General features: G+C 65.6%; 15 protein-coding genes. 12 read left to right on the top strand and 3 right to left on the bottom strand.

Annotation, left to right across the window (positions count from 1 at the left end):
- Window positions 1-47: 47 nt before the first annotated feature.
- From Q322_RS0101900 to Q322_RS21485, 4 genes are all read left to right on the top strand, one after another.
- Entirely contained in the window at window positions 48-1,016 is a 969-nt protein-coding gene (locus Q322_RS0101900; RefSeq protein ID WP_084147737.1) for a FecCD family ABC transporter permease, read from the top strand.
- 142 nt (window positions 1,017-1,158) lie between these two features.
- A complete protein-coding gene (locus Q322_RS0101895) occupies window positions 1,159-1,947 on the top strand; it encodes an ABC transporter ATP-binding protein (RefSeq protein WP_029475384.1) in 789 nt (262 codons plus the stop codon).
- A 19-nt stretch (window positions 1,948-1,966) separates the two neighbouring features.
- A complete protein-coding gene (locus tag Q322_RS0101890) occupies window positions 1,967-2,305 on the top strand; it encodes a (2Fe-2S) ferredoxin domain-containing protein (RefSeq protein WP_029475382.1) in 339 nt (112 codons plus the stop codon).
- A 47-nt stretch (window positions 2,306-2,352) separates the two neighbouring features.
- Window positions 2,353-3,237 carry a GNAT family N-acetyltransferase gene (locus Q322_RS21485; RefSeq protein WP_051668001.1) on the top strand — a complete coding sequence of 295 codons (885 nt, stop codon included), beginning with the start codon at window positions 2,353-2,355 and terminating at the stop codon, window positions 3,235-3,237.
- A 24-nt stretch (window positions 3,238-3,261) separates the two neighbouring features.
- Here Q322_RS21485 and Q322_RS0101880 read toward each other — a convergent pair whose 3' ends face one another.
- Window positions 3,262-4,905 carry a peptide chain release factor 3 gene (locus Q322_RS0101880; RefSeq protein WP_051667999.1) on the bottom strand — a complete coding sequence of 548 codons (1,644 nt, stop codon included), beginning with the start codon at window positions 4,903-4,905 and terminating at the stop codon, window positions 3,262-3,264.
- 305 nt (window positions 4,906-5,210) lie between these two features.
- On the opposite strand from Q322_RS0101880, the gene Q322_RS0101875 reads away from it, so the two are divergent.
- Entirely contained in the window at window positions 5,211-6,167 is a 957-nt protein-coding gene (locus tag Q322_RS0101875) for a transcriptional regulator (protein ID WP_245593106.1), read from the top strand.
- A 25-nt stretch (window positions 6,168-6,192) separates the two neighbouring features.
- Here the strand turns inward: Q322_RS0101875 and Q322_RS21480 are convergent, their stop codons facing one another.
- On the bottom strand, window positions 6,193-7,008 hold the full coding sequence (locus tag Q322_RS21480; protein ID WP_029475374.1) for a GNAT family N-acetyltransferase: 816 nt from the start codon (window positions 7,006-7,008) through the stop codon (window positions 6,193-6,195).
- Entirely contained in the window at window positions 7,008-8,357 is a 1,350-nt protein-coding gene (locus tag Q322_RS0101865) for a M17 family metallopeptidase (protein WP_029475372.1), read from the bottom strand. The genes Q322_RS21480 and Q322_RS0101865 overlap by 1 nt, the downstream gene beginning before the upstream one ends.
- Window positions 8,358-8,503: 146 nt before the next feature.
- Between Q322_RS0101865 and Q322_RS0101860 the strand changes: the two genes are divergently transcribed.
- The 7 genes from Q322_RS0101860 (at window position 8,504) to wbaP (ending at window position 15,723) form a co-directional block, all read left to right on the top strand.
- Window positions 8,504-8,941, top strand: a complete 438-nt coding sequence (locus Q322_RS0101860) for a CBS domain-containing protein (protein ID WP_029475370.1) — start codon at window positions 8,504-8,506, stop codon at window positions 8,939-8,941.
- Window positions 8,938-9,114 (top strand): hypothetical protein, encoded by a 177-nt coding sequence (locus Q322_RS23000; RefSeq protein WP_156952829.1) that lies wholly within the window; start codon window positions 8,938-8,940, stop codon window positions 9,112-9,114. Before Q322_RS0101860 ends, Q322_RS23000 begins: the two co-directional genes overlap by 4 nt.
- Window positions 9,115-9,690 carry a cytochrome c oxidase subunit II gene (locus Q322_RS0101850; protein WP_051667995.1) on the top strand — a complete coding sequence of 192 codons (576 nt, stop codon included), beginning with the start codon at window positions 9,115-9,117 and terminating at the stop codon, window positions 9,688-9,690.
- A gap of 74 nt (window positions 9,691-9,764) precedes the next feature.
- Window positions 9,765-11,279, top strand: a complete 1,515-nt coding sequence (locus tag Q322_RS20495; protein WP_245593105.1) for a cbb3-type cytochrome c oxidase subunit I — start codon at window positions 9,765-9,767, stop codon at window positions 11,277-11,279.
- A 59-nt stretch (window positions 11,280-11,338) separates the two neighbouring features.
- On the top strand, window positions 11,339-11,647 hold the full coding sequence (locus tag Q322_RS0101840; RefSeq protein WP_029475366.1) for a c-type cytochrome: 309 nt from the start codon (window positions 11,339-11,341) through the stop codon (window positions 11,645-11,647).
- A 966-nt stretch (window positions 11,648-12,613) separates the two neighbouring features.
- On the top strand, window positions 12,614-14,278 hold the full coding sequence (locus tag Q322_RS0101830; RefSeq protein WP_084147727.1) for an AAA family ATPase: 1,665 nt from the start codon (window positions 12,614-12,616) through the stop codon (window positions 14,276-14,278).
- A 68-nt stretch (window positions 14,279-14,346) separates the two neighbouring features.
- Complete coding sequence (gene wbaP / locus Q322_RS0101825) at window positions 14,347-15,723, top strand: undecaprenyl-phosphate galactose phosphotransferase WbaP (protein ID WP_245593104.1); 1,377 nt, start codon at window positions 14,347-14,349, stop codon at window positions 15,721-15,723.
- Window positions 15,724-15,726: the final 3 nt, after the last annotated feature.

The raw sequence follows: 15,726 nt of genomic DNA, 5'->3' as shown, positions 1-15,726 counted from the left end.
CCCCCGCCAATGTGGTGTCACGCCCGCGCTGGGTCTGGCCGCGTACCCTGCTGCTGCTCTTGCTGTTGCTGTCGGCCATCGTCTTCGGGACCGGGCTGGGCAGCGTGAACATCGCGCCGGGCGACGTGCTGGGGGCGCTGTGGCGCGGCTTTTCCAGCCAGTTCACCGGGGCGGAGCTGATCAGCAACGACGTGATCGTGTGGCAGATCCGGTTGCCGCGCGTGGTCATGGGCGTGCTGGTGGGGGCCAGCCTGTCGGTGTGTGGGGGCGCGTTTCAGGGCGTCTTCCGCAACCCGCTGGCCGATCCGTACCTGCTGGGCGTGGCGAGCGGCTCGGCGCTGGGGGCGACGCTGGCGATTGTGCTGGACTGGCCGCGCGCCCTGATTCCGGTGTCGGCGCTCTTTCTTGCGCTGCTGGCCGTGACCGCCACGCTCTCGCTGGCGCGCGAGGGCCGCCGCTTTCCGCCCACCCGCCTGATCCTGGCCGGGGTGGTGGTGGGCAGCGTCCTGAGTGCCGCCACCACCGCCCTGATCCTTCGCGGTGAGGACCGCGCCCGGCAGGTGCTGGCCTACACCCTGGGTGATCTGGGTTTCAGCGGCTGGCGCGATGTATTGACCGTGCTGCCGTATGCGGCCCTGGGCTGCGGCGCGCTGCTGCTGCTGGCCCGCGCGCTAGACACCCTGCAACTGGGCGACCTGACCGCCCGTTCGCTGGGCGTGCCTGTGGAACGTCTTCGTCTGATCGTGGTCATCGCCGCCAGCGTCGCCACGGCGGGGGCAGTGGCCTATGTGGGTGTGATCGGTTTCGTGGGACTGATCGTGCCGCACATGGTCCGCCTGGCTTTCGGCGCGAGCCACCGTATCCTGCTGCCGCTCTCGGCGTTGCTGGGCGGCGCGCTGCTGGTCTACGCCGATCTGTTGGCCCGCACCTCGCCGCTGTCGCAGGTGGGCATCGTGACCACGCTGCTGGGCGGCCCCTTTTTCCTGTGGCTGCTGCGCCGGGAGAAAGAGATATGAGAGCGAGAGGTCAAAGGGTCAAAGGGGCTGAATGCGTGCGATTTTATCCCCTCTCCCCTTGTGGGAGAGGGAGGAGCCGCGCAGCGGCGGGGGGTGAGGGGGCCACCCAGCAGCCTCAAAACGAATCAAGTTGGAGAGCCTCTTGACCCCCTCCGACACCCTGGAGGCCGTCAACCTTCACGTCCACGCCGGAACCTTCCCCGCTGTGCGAGGCGTCAGCGCCAGCTTTGGTACTGGCACTTTCTCGGCGGTCATCGGCCCCAACGGTGCGGGCAAAAGCACCCTGCTGCGGGCGCTGCTGGGCCTGAATAAGCCCGAATCCGGTGAGGTCTGCCTGTTCGGGCGTCCGCTACAAAGCTGGAGCTGCCCGGAGCGTTCGCGGGCGCTGGCGTACCTGGCCCAGAGCGAGGGCCTGCCGGATGCGACGAAGGTGCGTGATGTGGTGGCGCTGGGACGCGGCGCAGGCGAGTGGCGCTTCGGCCTGCTCCCTACCCGCCCGTGGACCGATGACGACGACGCGGCGGTGGACAGCGCCCTGGACCGCACCGACACCCGCCGCTTCCAGGCCCGCAAGGTGGCCGAACTCTCTGGCGGCGAGCGGCAGCGGGTGGCCCTGGCCCGCGCCCTGGCCGGGCAGCCGCGCTTTTTGCTGCTGGACGAACCCACCAACCATCTGGACCTCGCCTACGCCCTGGAAGTGATCCGCTACCTGCGCTGCGAGGTGGCGGGTGGCCTGGGCGTGGTGGCCGTGCTGCATGACCTGAACCTGGCCGCGCGGGCCGACTGGCTGCTGCTGCTGCACCGGGGCGAGGTGCTGGCGACAGGCACGCCTGAAACGGTGCTGACCCCTGAAAACCTGCTGGCCGCTTACGGCGTCCGCGCAAGAGTGGTGCGGGACGCAGACCGCCTGCTGGTCATCCCGGAGGATTAGACCCAGAGAGGTGCACACTATGGTCCCCAGATACTTCAAAACTTCCGGTCACCTCCTGGTCTGCCAGGGGCCGAACTGCCAGGCGCGCGGCTCGGCGCTGCTGCACAAGGCGCTGTGGAAACACCTCGAAACGGCCTCGCTGGCCTATTACAAAACGGGCGGTAGCGTGCGTCTGACCGAGAGCGGTTGCCTGGGTTCATGCAGCTACGGCCCCAGCCTGTGCGTCTACCGCCAGACGCAGGAGGGTCTAGAGGAAGGCTGGTACGCGGCGGTGGACTTTCCGCAGGCCGCGCGGATTGCCCAGGCCGTGCATGACGGGGCCGCGTTGCCGCAAGAGGGACAGTACGGCCCGGAATAAGGCGAATGGCAGACGACGGCCCGCGCCCCTTGTTGCACACTTGAGTGATGAACTGGACCCACCGGCCCTACCACGGAGAAGCGGATTTTCTGGCGCTGCTGGCCTTGTTGAGCGCGTGCAACGCGGCGGACCCCAGCGCCGGGTACATCCAGCCCGGAGACCTGAGCTGGTGGATTCGACAAAACGAAGTCTTCAAGCCGCAGGACAGCATTGAGATTTTTGAGGACAGCGCGGGTCAGATGTTGGGTTTCGTCTTCAGCGATCCGCCCACCTGGGCCGTGGTTCAGGCGTTGCCCGGAGTTCCCGGCAGCCTGCTGGACGACATGCTGGGCCACGCACGCGGGCGGGCCGGAAACGCAGAGCTGACGGTCTGGGCGTTCGAAGGTGACGGTGCGCTCATAGCTGCCCTGAAGCGCCACAGCTTCACGCGCACCGACAGGCGGACGGTGCAATTCGAGTACTGCCCTGCCGATCAAGGCATCCCAGACGCTCCCCGTTTGCCCGCAGGATTCTCGTTGACCGCCATTCCAGATGACCATCAGCTCAAAACCCGGCGGGTGGAGCTGCACCAGGCTGTCTGGCATCCCTCGCAGGTCACGGCGGCGGCCTACGATCATCTGCGCGCCTCGCCCGCCTACGATTCCGAGCTGGATGTGGCACTGGTGGGTCCAGGAGGGCAACTCGTCGCCTACGCGCTGGGCTGGTTTGATCCCCGGACGCGCATCGGCGTCATGGAACCCGTTGGCACGCATCCTGGTCACCGGGGGCAGGGCTTGGGCCGCCTGACCGTGCGGGAAGTCAACCGGCGATTGGCTGAATGCGGAGCCGAACGGATCATCATTCGTACGCCGGAATCGAACGCGGGCGCGGTCAGGCTCTACGCTTCCGCAAATTTCAGGATCACCGGGTATGTTTGCGACTACAGCCGGTGACCTTGCGTGAACATCTGTTCCTGCTCATACCCGCGTCAAATCCTTAGGCAGCGGCAAAAACTCGATCTCCGGGTGCTGCTCGGCGGTGTATTCCAGATCGTATTTGCTGCGGAACAGCATCACCGGACGGCCCTGGTCGTCCTCCACATGGCGGGCGAAGCGGGCCACACTGCTGGCGTCCCCGGCCAGCCAGCGCACCAGCCCGTAGCCTGTGATGCTCAGCTCCACATCCACGCCGTATTCCTCCTGCAAGCGGGCCTGGAAGACCTCGAATTGCAGCGGACCCACCGCGCCCAGATACGGGTCACGCGCGCCGTCGGTGGGAAAAAAGGTCTGCACCACGCCTTCCTCGGCCAGTTGGGTCAGGCCCTTTATGAACGCCTTGCGCTTGCCCACGTCCTTGAGGGCCAGCGTGGCGAAGGTTTCGGGCGTGAAGCGCGGGAAGCCCGGCAGCGCGACTTTGGCGTCCAGGCTGATCACGTCGCCAATCTGGAACACGCCAGGATTGACCAGCCCCACGATGTCGCCGGGGTAGGCCTCCTCTACCTTCTCGCGGTCCTGGGCAAACAGGGTGTGGGCCTGTGAGAGCCGCAGCTTGCGCCCGCTGCGGGTGTGCGTCACGTCCATGCCGCGCACGAAATGACCGCTCATCACGCGCATAAAGGCGGTGCGGTCGCGGTGGTGCTTGCTCATGTTGGCCTGGAGTTTAAAGATGAATCCGGCAAACGGTTCTTCGGGGTCACGCTCGCCCAGCGTCGTCTCGGTGGGGCCGGGCGGGGGCGCAAGCTCCACGAAGTTGCTCAGGAAGTGTTCCACGCCAAAGTTGTTCATGGCGCTGCCGAAGAACACCGGGGTCAGCTCGCCGGACAGGAAGCCCGCCGCGTCAAATTCGGGCATGGCGGCCTCGATCAGCTCCACGTCTTCCTTGAGTTTGGCCGCCAGCTCTGCGCCCACCAGGCCAATCAGGCGCGGATCGTCCAGGCCCGCCGTCTGCATCGGGGCGCGGTGCTTGCCGCCGGAGGTGCGCTCGAAGGCCAGTACCTGCCCGGTCTGGAGGTCATACACGCCCTTGAAATCCGGGCCGTCCCCGATGGGCCAGGTCAGCGGCACCGCTGTGATCTGCAAGACGTTTTCCAGTTGCTGGAGCAGGTCAAAGGGGTCAAGCGCCGGACGGTCCATCTTGTTGATAAAGGTCAGGATCGGCGTCTGGTGGTTGCGGCACACCGCAAACAGTTTCTCGGTCTGCATCTGCACGCCGCGCGCCGCGTCCAGCACCATCAGCGCGGAGTCGGCGGCGGTCAGGGTGCGGTAGGTGTCTTCACTGAAGTCCTGGTGACCGGGGGTGTCCAGCAGGTTGATGTGCCGCCCCTCGTACTCAAAGGTCAGCGCCGAGCTGGAAATGGAAATTCCGCGCTGCTGCTCGATGCTCATCCAGTCGGACTTGGTGTGGGCGCGGCCTTCCTTGGCGGTCACGGAACCTGCTTCCAGAATCGCGCCGCCGTACAGCAGCAGCTTCTCAGTGATGGTGGTCTTGCCTGCGTCCGGGTGAGAGATGATGGCGAAGGTGCGGCGGCGGGCGATCTCGGCGTCCAGCACGGCGTCGTGGACCTCGGCGGCCTGTGGTGCGGCAGCCTGGGTCTCCGTGGGGTGAGGTTCGGTGGTGGTCATGGATGGCTCCTGCGGAAGCTTCTTGTGACAGCGCCGCTTGATCGAAAGTGGGGCAGAAATGGGCGTCCTCGACTCTCGCTAGGGCGGCGGAAGGAGAACGGTCATGGCAGCATTCTAGCGCGTCACTGGGGCAGCGTCTGAAGGCGGCGTCCTGATCCAGCTTTCCGCGAGACGGCATCCGGTTCTGCCCATATCGCTCTCACCCCCGGCTGCGGTATCCTGGAGGCACGTTCCGGGGTTCCTCTATTCCCCGGTGTGACAGGCCCCGGCGACTCGCGCACCCGCGCCAGGAGAGTGCCAGCCCTATGTTTCCCCCAGAATCCAGTACACCGCAGGCCACGTCGATGTCGCGCAGCACGGCGCGCGTCGAGGTGGAACGCGCCCGATTGATGAGCGACGTGCGCGATTTGGTGGCGATCCTGCGTCGTCAGCCCAACGAACTGCTGCCCTTCGACTGGGTCAAACACCTGGCTCCGCTGGGCGAACACAGCCTGGGCGTGCAGGCCATCGAGGTCAGTCATATCATCGGTTCGGTGGACCGCTACCGCGAATTTGACCGCCATTACCTGCCCAAGGAAAAGCACCTGGACGAGCGCTGGATCGGTGTCCGCAGCGCGCAGCTTCAGGGCAAGGAATTGCCGCCCATTCAGGTGTACAAGGTGGGCGAACTGTATTTCGTCAAGGACGGCAACCACCGCGTCTCGGTGGCCCGCCGCCAGGGACAGGCGTATATCGACGCGCATGTGATCGAGCTGAACGTGACCGTGCCGCCGGAGGAGAGCGACACCCTGCCGGACCTGATCATCAAGGGTGAGTACGCGCAGTTCCTGCGGGCCACCAACCTGGACCTGCTGGTGCCGGGCCACCGCGAAATTCTATTCACCACGCCGGGCCGCTACGACAAACTGCTGGACCACATCCGCACCCGGCAGTATTTTCTGGACCGCAAGCCGGAGCGCACTGGACTGCCGCCCGTCACCTGGGAGGAGGCGGTGGTGAGCTGGTACGAGCGCCTGTACCTGCGGATCGTGGACAACTTGGACCTGCACCACGTCATGTTCCGCTTTCCGGGCCGCACCGAGGCGGACCTGTACCTGTGGACCATGGACCACCGCTACTTCCTGACCCAGAAGTACGGCGCTGACGTGGGCAGTGAGGAAGCCGCCCGCGACTTCAGCAAGCGCCACTCGCCCCCGGCCTACAAACGCCTGGGACAGCGCATGCGACTGCTCCTGAGGGGCAAGCTCGATTCGGCGATGTAGGTCGGGCGGCCCCGATACAAAGCGGCTATTTCACGCTGCTGCGCGCCGCCCACGAGGTCTTGAGCTGGGCCACCCGGAAGCCGTGCCTTTCCAGATTGCGCTGGCTGGCCGAGGCAAAGGCGGTGGTCACCGTGACCAGCTCGCATGACCGGGCCGCGTCGTCCAGGCGGCGGTGAATCAGGGCCGACTGCGCGCCCCGTTGCCGGTCGTCGGGCCGGGTGGCTGCTCCAGCGAGGAACGCCACACCGTCATGCACGCTCAGGGCGGCGGCAGCAGCGGGCTGTCCGTCCACGCAGGCCAGATAGCGGCGCACGCCCGGCCCCTCATGTTCAAGAATCGCCAGCGCTCTCTGGACTGGATCAGTGAAGCCGTAGCCCGCCAGCAAGGCGGTGTTGAAGGCTTCCCTCCGCCCGCTCGGTTCCAGTTCGCGCACCTCCACTCCCGCAAATGTGCGGGGCGCGGGAGCCGTCGCCGCCGCATAGAGGGTTGTCCCCACGCCAACTGGCGTAAACCCCCGGTCGAACAGCGCCGCGCCCAGTACCGGAGTCAGGTGCGTCGCCCAGACGCTCAGGCGTGGTGCGATCCGCTGAGATCGGTACAGGGCCAGCACCTCGTCCAGCCCAGTCAGTCGGTCCTGGGATAGCCCAGAGACCGTATTGAACCAGGGCAATTCCGGCAGGGCGCATACCACCGAGGCCCACAAACCGCCCCGCTCGTACAGGGTCACGCCATACGGATTGTCCTCCAGCCGGGAAGCGCGGCTCAGGGCGTCCCAGCCCTTTTCGCGGACTGCCCCTTCAAGTCGTTCAATCAGCTCCGGTGTGAGCGGCGGCGCAGCCATCAATGCTGCGTCCCGCCTCCCAGCACATATTCCACCAGCGTCCCCACGCCCCAGCCCGTCGCCACGTCTTGCTTCGCGGCGTTCCCGGCGATGTCCAGGTGCGCCCACGGACGGGTCACGAACTGCTGGAGGAACAGCGCAGCCTTGATGCTGCCCCCGGCAGGCACCATATCGCTGTTCTTCAGGTCCGCGATGGTGTTCTTGCGGTACGACTTCAGGTACGGCTGGTGCAGCGGCAACTCCCACAGCAGTTCCCCGGCGGCCTCTGCACCTGCCTGTAAGCGGGCCGCCAACGCACGGTCAGAGCTGAACAGCGCGGCCATGTCGTTGCCCAGGGCCGCCACCTTCACGCCAGTCAGCGTCGCCAGATCGACGACGTCGGTGGCCCCCTCGTCGCAGGCCACGGCCAGGGCGTCGGCCAGGACCAGGCGGCCCTCGGCGTCGGTGTTGGTCACTTCCACCGTCTTACCGTTGGCGGCGCGGCACACGTCGCCGGGGCGCATGGCGTGGGGTCCCACCATGTTTTCGGCGGCGGCCACGTAGGCGCGGACCTCGGTGCCGTCTGGAATCCTCTCGCGCAGGGCGGCCAGGGCGCGCATGGCCCCCAGGACCGCGCCCGCGCCGCCCATGTCGTTCTTCATGCCATACATGCCCTGCGAAGTTTTAAGGCTGTAGCCCCCGGTGTCAAAAGTGATTCCTTTGCCCACCAACGCGATGATCCGTGTCGCCTCGCCCTTCGCGGGCAGGGTCAGGCGGATCAATCGTGGCCCCGTCACGCTGCCCGCCGCCACCGCCACCAGCAGGCCCATGCCACGCGCCTCGATGGTGGGGCCGTCCCAGATCTCTACCTCTATGCCGTGGGCAGAAAGCGTCTGTGCTTCACGCGCCATCGTTGCCGGGTTGAGGTGGTTGGCAGGCGCGCTGACCAGTTCGCGGGCGAAAGTCACTCCTGCCGCCATGCCCCGGATGCGTGCCGAGGTGGCGGCGTCCAGCCCATCAACCTGAAGCTGCATTTCCGACTGCTGATCACCTCCGCCTTTATACCGGCGGTCCTGCCAGCCTGCGGTCAGCGCCGCAGAAGCCAGCGCAGAGGCGTGATCATTGGTGGCGGCCTTGATCGTTTCCGCCTTCAATTCGCGCGCCAGTTTCGCCAGCGCCGCGCCCAGTTCGCGGGCGTCCTGCGCGTTCGCGGGAGCCAGGGCCAGCGCCGTGTCCCCGTCTGCGCCGCGCGAGATCAGGCGGACCTCGCCCGCCTCCAGGCCACGGCTCAGGCGTTCGGGCCAGTCCATCCCCATTCCGGTGAAGGTCAGCGAGAGGTCAGTGCGCTCCAGCGAATCCACGAGTTGCATGTGTGGAGTAAAGCACGGGTGGGTGGTGTCTGGGACGCGAAGCTCAGAGCAATCGCATGCACCGCACCCTCAGCTTCGCCCTCCTGGCCGTGCCGTAATGCCCCCGTAATGCTCCTCCCTCACCCTTGCGGGCATGGAGGAACAACATGCTGGTCCATGAGTTAATGAGCGCCCCAGCCGTCGTCGCGCCGCCCTCGCTGCCCTTGCCCGACGCGGCGCACCTGATGAAATCGCGCGGGATTCGCCGTCTGCCGGTGGTGGACGGGTCCCGGCTGGTGGGCATCGTCACCGACCGCGATCTGCGCGAGGCGCTGCCCAGCAAGGTCAGCAGCCTCTCGCCGTGGGAGGCCACCACCCGCCTGGCCGCCGTGAGCGTGCAGGACGTGATGCGCCGCAGCGTGCTGACCACCACGCCCGACGCCGACGCCCGCGACGCGGCCCACACCCTGCTGCACCACCGCGTGGGCGCATTGCCCGTGATCGACGACGCCGGAACCGTAATCGGCCTGCTGACCGTCAGTGACGTGCTGCGCGACTACGCCCGCCCATCCGACGTTCAGAACGGCCTGGAGGCCAGACCATGACCCCCGAACCGCCCGAAGTCGTGAAGATTCAGGTTCGTGAGGAAGCCCTGCCCGCGCAGTCGGAGGCGCGTGGCCCGGCTCCCATCGGCACGCTGGTCGTGGTGGCGCTGGTGGTGCTGTCGATCATCTGGCTGTGGATGCTGGTGCTGGGCATTCAGCAGGGGCGAGCCTAGGTGTCGTCGCCACGTCCTGTCAGTCAGCGTCCCGCAGGCCCACGCGCCGCCGGTCAGCGTCTGGACCACCACACGCTGGAAAAGTACGAGAACATCTGGTTCGGCATTGCCACCGTCATGGCGCTCTTTCTGTTCGTGACCGTGCTGGCGAGTTTCTCCAGCGGCACCTACCCGTCCTTGACCGGGGAGGGCGGCCACCACATCACTGGCGTCAAGAACGGGCGGCTGAACCCAAAGAACTTCGCGGCCACGCCGTTCGCCACCCCCGGTCTGCGCCAGAACGCCGACGGCACGTATGAAGCCTTCGTAGTGGCAAAAGCCTTCCAGTTCGAACCTGCTGTGCTGAAAGTGCCTGTCGGCCAGCCCATTACCATCCACGTCACCTCGGCGGACGTGCTGCACGGCTATTTCATTGAGGGGACCAATATCAACACCACCGCCATTCCGGGTCAGGTGTCCAGCTTTACCACCACCTTCCGCCGCCCCGGCACCCTCAACGTGGTCTGCAACGAGTACTGCGGCACGGGGCATCACAACATGTTAGGTGGCGTGAAGGTGGAGGTCCAGGAGCCGTAGGAAAGAGGGTCTGAACGTCTAAATGTCCGAACGCTGAACGGCCTATCCTCCATCCTTCAAAGGAGTTTCAACCTGTGACCACATCTCCAATCCATTCTCCCCACGCTGCCCGCGAAACGCCCGTCATCTCGGACGCGGCGTATCTGGCGAGCCTCAAGAAAGTCACGCAGTATTACATCGTCACCGCGTTCCTGGCGCTCTTTATCGGCGTGCTGATCGGGCCGCTCCAGGCGCTGAACTACGGCGGTATCAACGTCTACGACACGCCCATTATCAAGGGGCTGCTCAAATCGTATTACCAGGGCCTGAGCCTGCATGGCGTGCTGAACGCGCTGGTGTTCACGCAGTTCTTTATCAGCGGTTTCCTGCTGTACCTGCCCGCGCGGGATCTGGGCATGCGGATCAATATGAAATTCGCGTGGTTCACGTACGCCCTGATGACGGCGGGGCTGCTGGTGGCCGCCGTGCCGCTGCTGACCAACGACGCCACGCTGCTGTACACCTTTTACCCGCCGATGGAAGGCAGCCCGCTGTTCTATATTGGCGCGGCGGTCATGGTGGGATCGAGCCTGCTGGTGGTGGGGCAGGTCGTGAACATGTGGATTCGCTGGAAGCGTGCCAATCCGGGCCGCGTCACGCCGCTGGTGGCCTTCATGTCCGTCGCCACCTGGATGATGTGGGCGGTGGCCTCACTGGGCATCGTGACCGAGGTGGTCTTCCTGCTGATCCCCTGGTCGCTGGGCTGGGTGGCTGGCGTGGACCCGCTGATCTCCAAGACGCTGTTCTGGTGGACCGGCCACGCCATCGTGTACTTCTGGGTGCTGCCCGCTTACATCGCGTGGTATGCCTTCCTGCCCAACCACGCCGGGGGCCGCATCGTCTCCGAACCGCTGGTCCGGCTGACCTTCGTGATGTTCCTGTTGAACTCCACGCCTGTCGGGCTGCATCACCAGTACGCGGACCCCAACATCTCGGTCACCTGGAAAACCATGCACATGTTTCTGACCTTTCTCATCGCCATTCCCAGCCTGCTGACCGCCTTCAGCGTGGCCGCCTCGCTGGAAGACGCGGCGCGGGCACGGGGGGGCCGGGGCCTGTTCGGCTGGATGTTCAAACTGCCCTGGGGCAAACCCACCTTCAGCGCCCCGGTGCTGGCGATGATCTCGTTCATCCTGGGTGGGGCGGGCGGTGTGGTGAACGCCAGTTCGGCCTTTGCGCCCGTCATCCACAACACCGCCTGGATTCCCGGCCACTTCCACATCACCGTGGGCACGGCCACCACGCTGACCTTCATGGGCATCTCCTTCTGGCTGATTCAGATTCCGCAGGTGCTAACCGCTATCGGCGGCGTGATGTACTTCTACGTGCTGTTCCGCATGTTGCTTTCAAAGCGTGTGGATGACGGTGAGGTGACCACGCCCATCCCTTACAGCGAGGTCATCAGCCCCGCCGGGCAGGACCTGGCCGGCTCAAGCGCCCTGGTGCGCTTCACCGAGCCGCTGCTGGCGCTATGGGGTATGGGGTGTGGCGCTGCTGCTGGTGCTGATGATGTACGGCCCAGTGCTGGCCCGCCTGTTTGCCAACGCTGAACTCGTGCCCGGCTGGAGGCTGTACTGATGGGGGCTGTATTGATAGGGAGGCTGTACTGATGAGCGAGATCAGTCATGAGCGCGGCTTCTCGCGCCGCGAGATCGGGGCCGCCGTGACCTTCATGGTGCTGGCGGGGGTGATCGCCTTCACCTCCTTCCACACCAGGGCGCGGATGTCCGGCGGCGCAGGTGCGGGTGAGATGACGGCGGCAGTGGCCAGCGCCCCGATTAACGGTCAGTCGCTGTACGCCAGCAACTGCGTGAGCTGCCACGGCGCTGGGGGGGTGGATGGCATCGGTCCGGCGCTGGGCGAGTCAGCCGCGTGGACACCCGCCGAATTCAATGGGGCCGCGCCCTGGCCCCGGTGATGCCGCGCTTCGCTGAATTGGGTTTCGGCGGCGAGACGGCCACCGACGGGCAGGTGGAGGCCATCCACGCCTATGTGAAAAGCCTGCAATAGCGTTTCAAGCAAAGGGGAGGGGCGGAGCATGTCTGGCACTCCGCCCCTTTCTAGTTGGCTGATCCGGTGTTCTTCAAGTTTCAGGACCACAGCATCTGGAGGATCGGCAATGGCTGGGTTGCTGAGGTTGCTGAGTGCTGCCTGGTACGAATTGCGGTTGAAGCGCTCACTTCAACCCGACTGGAAGGAGAAGCAAAGAAGACACGTTGCGTGGTCTGGAAGAACATCTGGCGCTTTCCTGCATGTTCTGGAATTTAACGCGATGCTTATGACAAACTGGTCGACAGCTTCAAATCGGCGCTGTCGTATTGAGCACCGCATCGCTGATCAGTTGCAGAGGCGCTGGCCCGATGGCGTGGCGCAGTACGGCGTGGTACAGGGCTGGCACTTGCAAAAGTTGGTCGCCCCCTCTCCCCGTAACACTCGCCTGCGAATCTCGGGAGTAGAACATTCTTCCGGGGGTGGCCTGTGCAAACCGGCGCTTTCCCAGGTTGTGCGCGTGATAGACGGAGTCCGTCTCAGTATTCTGGCTGGTCAAGGCTGGACAGGTGGGGTGGGCCTTACTCCCTCCCTCCCCCAAAGTCGTAAGATGTGCCGACGCCCGTCCTGGACGTGTGGAGTTCCCCTATGCAAAGAGCCGCCATAACCACTTCAAGCGCCGCAGGAGCCGTTCTGTTCTCCTCTGTCCTCCTTTTCCTTGCCGCGCTCCCGGAGACAGGTCAATCCGGACAAGCGCGATCCAGGCAGCGTTCGTGACGCGCCTGACCCGCGCCGAACCGCTCCCTGGTGCCCGTGAGGCAGCATCTGTCGGGTCCGTCTCGCCGGGTGGCCTCCGGGCGGTCTTTCGGCCCACGCCCTCCCCGGAGCGCCTCGGGTGAGCGTTTTTCCGCCCGAAGCACCGCCCAGACGCCGAGCACCTCCCGAGCCATCTCCCGAATCGGACAATGAAATCGAACTGGGAGCGCTGTGGCTGGGTGTCCGGCGTCGCCTGCCCTGGATTCTGGGGGCCACGGCGCTGGTCGCGGCGGGCGTATATCTGTGGTCGCGGGCGCAGCCGGACGTCTATGAGGCGTCGTCGAGCCTGGTGACGGCGGGCAGCGCCAATACCGGCAGCCTGGGTGACTCGCTGGTCACCGCGTCGCCGCTGCCGCAGGGGGCCTTGCAGGAGGCGTTGCAGGGTCCCATCGTGCTGGGCGAGATTATCCGCCGGATTGAGGCTGAGGCGTTGATTGCCCCGGAGATTCGCGGAGAACTGGCCCGTGACCTGCAAGAACAGTTGCAGAAGCGCAAGCTGAAGACGGTGGAATTGCAGCCCCGCCTTGATCCGGGCGGCAACGGGATCTACACGGTCACGGCCCAGGCGCCCACCCCGCAGGCCGCCACCATCTTGACCAATGTGAGTGCCCAGGCGCTGCTGAACTGGGACCGGGGCCGGGCGCTGTCCGGCGTCGGGCGGGCCGAGCGGGGCTTACGTGCCCAGCTTGCAGAGATCGACCGGCAACTGGTCCAGGGCAACCTGCCCGCCCTGGAGCGCCAGACCCTGGTGGCCGCCCGCGCCAGCGCCCAGCGCAGCCTGGCCCAGGCGGGAATCCAGGCGCAGGGGGCCGCTGGGTTTCTGGAATTGGTGGCCCCGGCAGTCGTTCCACTGGACCGGGTGGCCCCCAAACCCACCCGCAACGCGGTGCTGGCCGGGCTGCTGACCTTGCTGCTGGGACTGGGCTTCGCGGCCCTGCGGACAGTGACTGACCGCACGGCCCGCAGCGAGGATGACCTGCTGACCTTCGGTCTGCCCACCCTGGGCAGCATTCCCCAGTTGCGCCGACGGGACATCGTGTTCAGCGGCATCGTCCGGGCGGCGCGCGAGGCTGGTCTGTACGAGGCCGTGGGCTTCTTGCGGGTCAATCTGCTGACCCGCATCGGGGAGCGGCCCGGCCAGAGCGTCATGATCACCTCCACTGTTCCTGGTGAGGGTAAGAGCAGCCTGACGGCCACCCTGGCCGACGGCCTGGCGACCAGCGGCAAGCGCGTGCTGATCATCGACGCGGACATGCGCCGGGGCACCCAGCAGGACGTCTGGGACAAATACGAGCGCGATCATCAGTGGTCCCAACTGGTGGGCGTGGGCGGCGCGCGGACCTTGCAGGAGGCCCTGCTCGACCCCGGCAACGTTCAGGTCATGGAGGCCGAACCCAACCTGCACCTGTTGCCCGCCGGACCTGGGATGCACGACAGCCTGGGGCAGCTCAACCGCGCCGACCTGGGCGCACGCCTGGCCGAGTGGGGCAGAAACTACGATCTGGTGCTGATCGACAGCCCCCCGCTGCTGGCCCTGGCGGACGCCCTGGTGCTGGGCCAACATGTCGATCATGTTCTGTTGGTGGTTGAGGAAGGCAAGACCAGTTTGCAGGCGGTCAAGCACAGCCTGCGCCGTGCCCAGGGTGGGAACCTGAACATCCTGGGGTTTGTGCTGAACAAGGTGGCGGCCACCTCGGTAAGCCGCAGCTACGGGTACGATTATGCCCCTAGGTTGAAGGGATAGGCCCTGTGGGAATCCTGTCCCCGAATCCTTCTGCGGTCCGTCAGTCGGAGCGCCAGCGGACCGCCCCCGTGTCCAGCGTGCCGCAAAGCCTGACGCTGGTTCTGGGCGACACCCTGAGTCTGCTGCTGGCCTGTGCCCTGACGCTGACGCTGACCCGCGCTATGGGCTGGCGGTCCATCGACTTCCCGGACACCCTGGTGTGGGGCGCGCTGTGGCTGGTCTCGCGGGGGTATCAGGGCCTCTATCCCGGATACGGGCGTTCGCCCCAGACCGAATTGAGGCTGCATGTGGTGGGGACCCTTCAGGTTGTGGGGGTCCAGATGGCCTCTGCTCTGGCCATACAGCGTTTTGCTCCGGCGGCACCCAGTGCCCTAGTCCTGTGGGCCATTCTGCTCGGGGTCGCCCTGCTGATGCGTTACGCGCTGCGCAGTCTGCTGATCCGCATGGGACAGTACGGCCGTCCGATCAGTGTGATCGGGGCGGGCCACACCGCCGAACTGGCGATTGCCCATCTGTGTCAGCATCCCGCCTACGGTCTCAACCCGGCGTACGCTTACGACGACAACCCGGAATTGCATGGCCGCCATGTTCGGGGGATACCTGTGCTGGGGCCGATTGAGCTGGCCCTGACTGCGCCGCGAACCCAGCAGGCCCTGATTTCCATTCCCGGCGCACGGGCCGACATTCAGCGCTGGCTGGTCAACAGCATCTATAACGCTTTTCCACTGACCTGGGTGATTCCTGATTTGTTCGGTGTGCCCAATCAGGCCCTGCACACGCACAATATCGGTACGATTGCCAGCCTGGAAATCCGCAACAACCTCAGAAGCAGCCGCGCCCGCCTGACCAAGCGCGTCTTCGATCTGCTGGGCGCAGGCGTGGGGGGGCTATTAATTTCTCCCATCGTGTGCGCTATCGCGCTGGCGATCCGTCTGGACAGTGCTGGCCCCGCCGTGTACCGTGCCCGTCGCCTGGGCAGCGGCGGCCATGCCTTCGACTGCTTGAAATTCCGCAGCATGCACAGTAACGCGGAGGCCAAGTTGCAGGAGGTGCTGGACGCCGATCCGGTCCTGAAGGCCGAATTTGCTGCCACCCATAAGCTCAAGGACGATCCCCGAGTCACGCGCGTGGGGGCCTTTTTGCGCCGGACCAGTTTGGACGAGTTGCCGCAGTTGCTGAACGTGCTGCGCGGTGAGATGAGTCTGGTGGGGCCGCGCCCAATCGTACAGGCCGAAATCGAGAAGTATGGTGAAGCCTATGCCACGTTCAAACAGGTTCGTCCTGGGATGACCGGCTACTGGCAGGCCAACGGACGTAGCGACACCAGTTACGATGAGCGCGTGGCGATGGATCAGTTTTACGTGACCAACTGGTCCCCCTGGCTTGATCTGGTGGTGCTGCTTCAGACGGTGCGGGTTGTGGTCAAAGGACGGGGCGCGTATTGAATT

This window comes from Deinococcus frigens DSM 12807, from assembly GCF_000701425.1.
In the GTDB taxonomy this organism is placed as follows: Bacteria; Deinococcota; Deinococci; order Deinococcales; family Deinococcaceae; genus Deinococcus; species Deinococcus frigens.
Note: the sequence above shows the minus strand (reverse complement) of the source record. Positions and strands in the feature narration are given on the sequence as shown.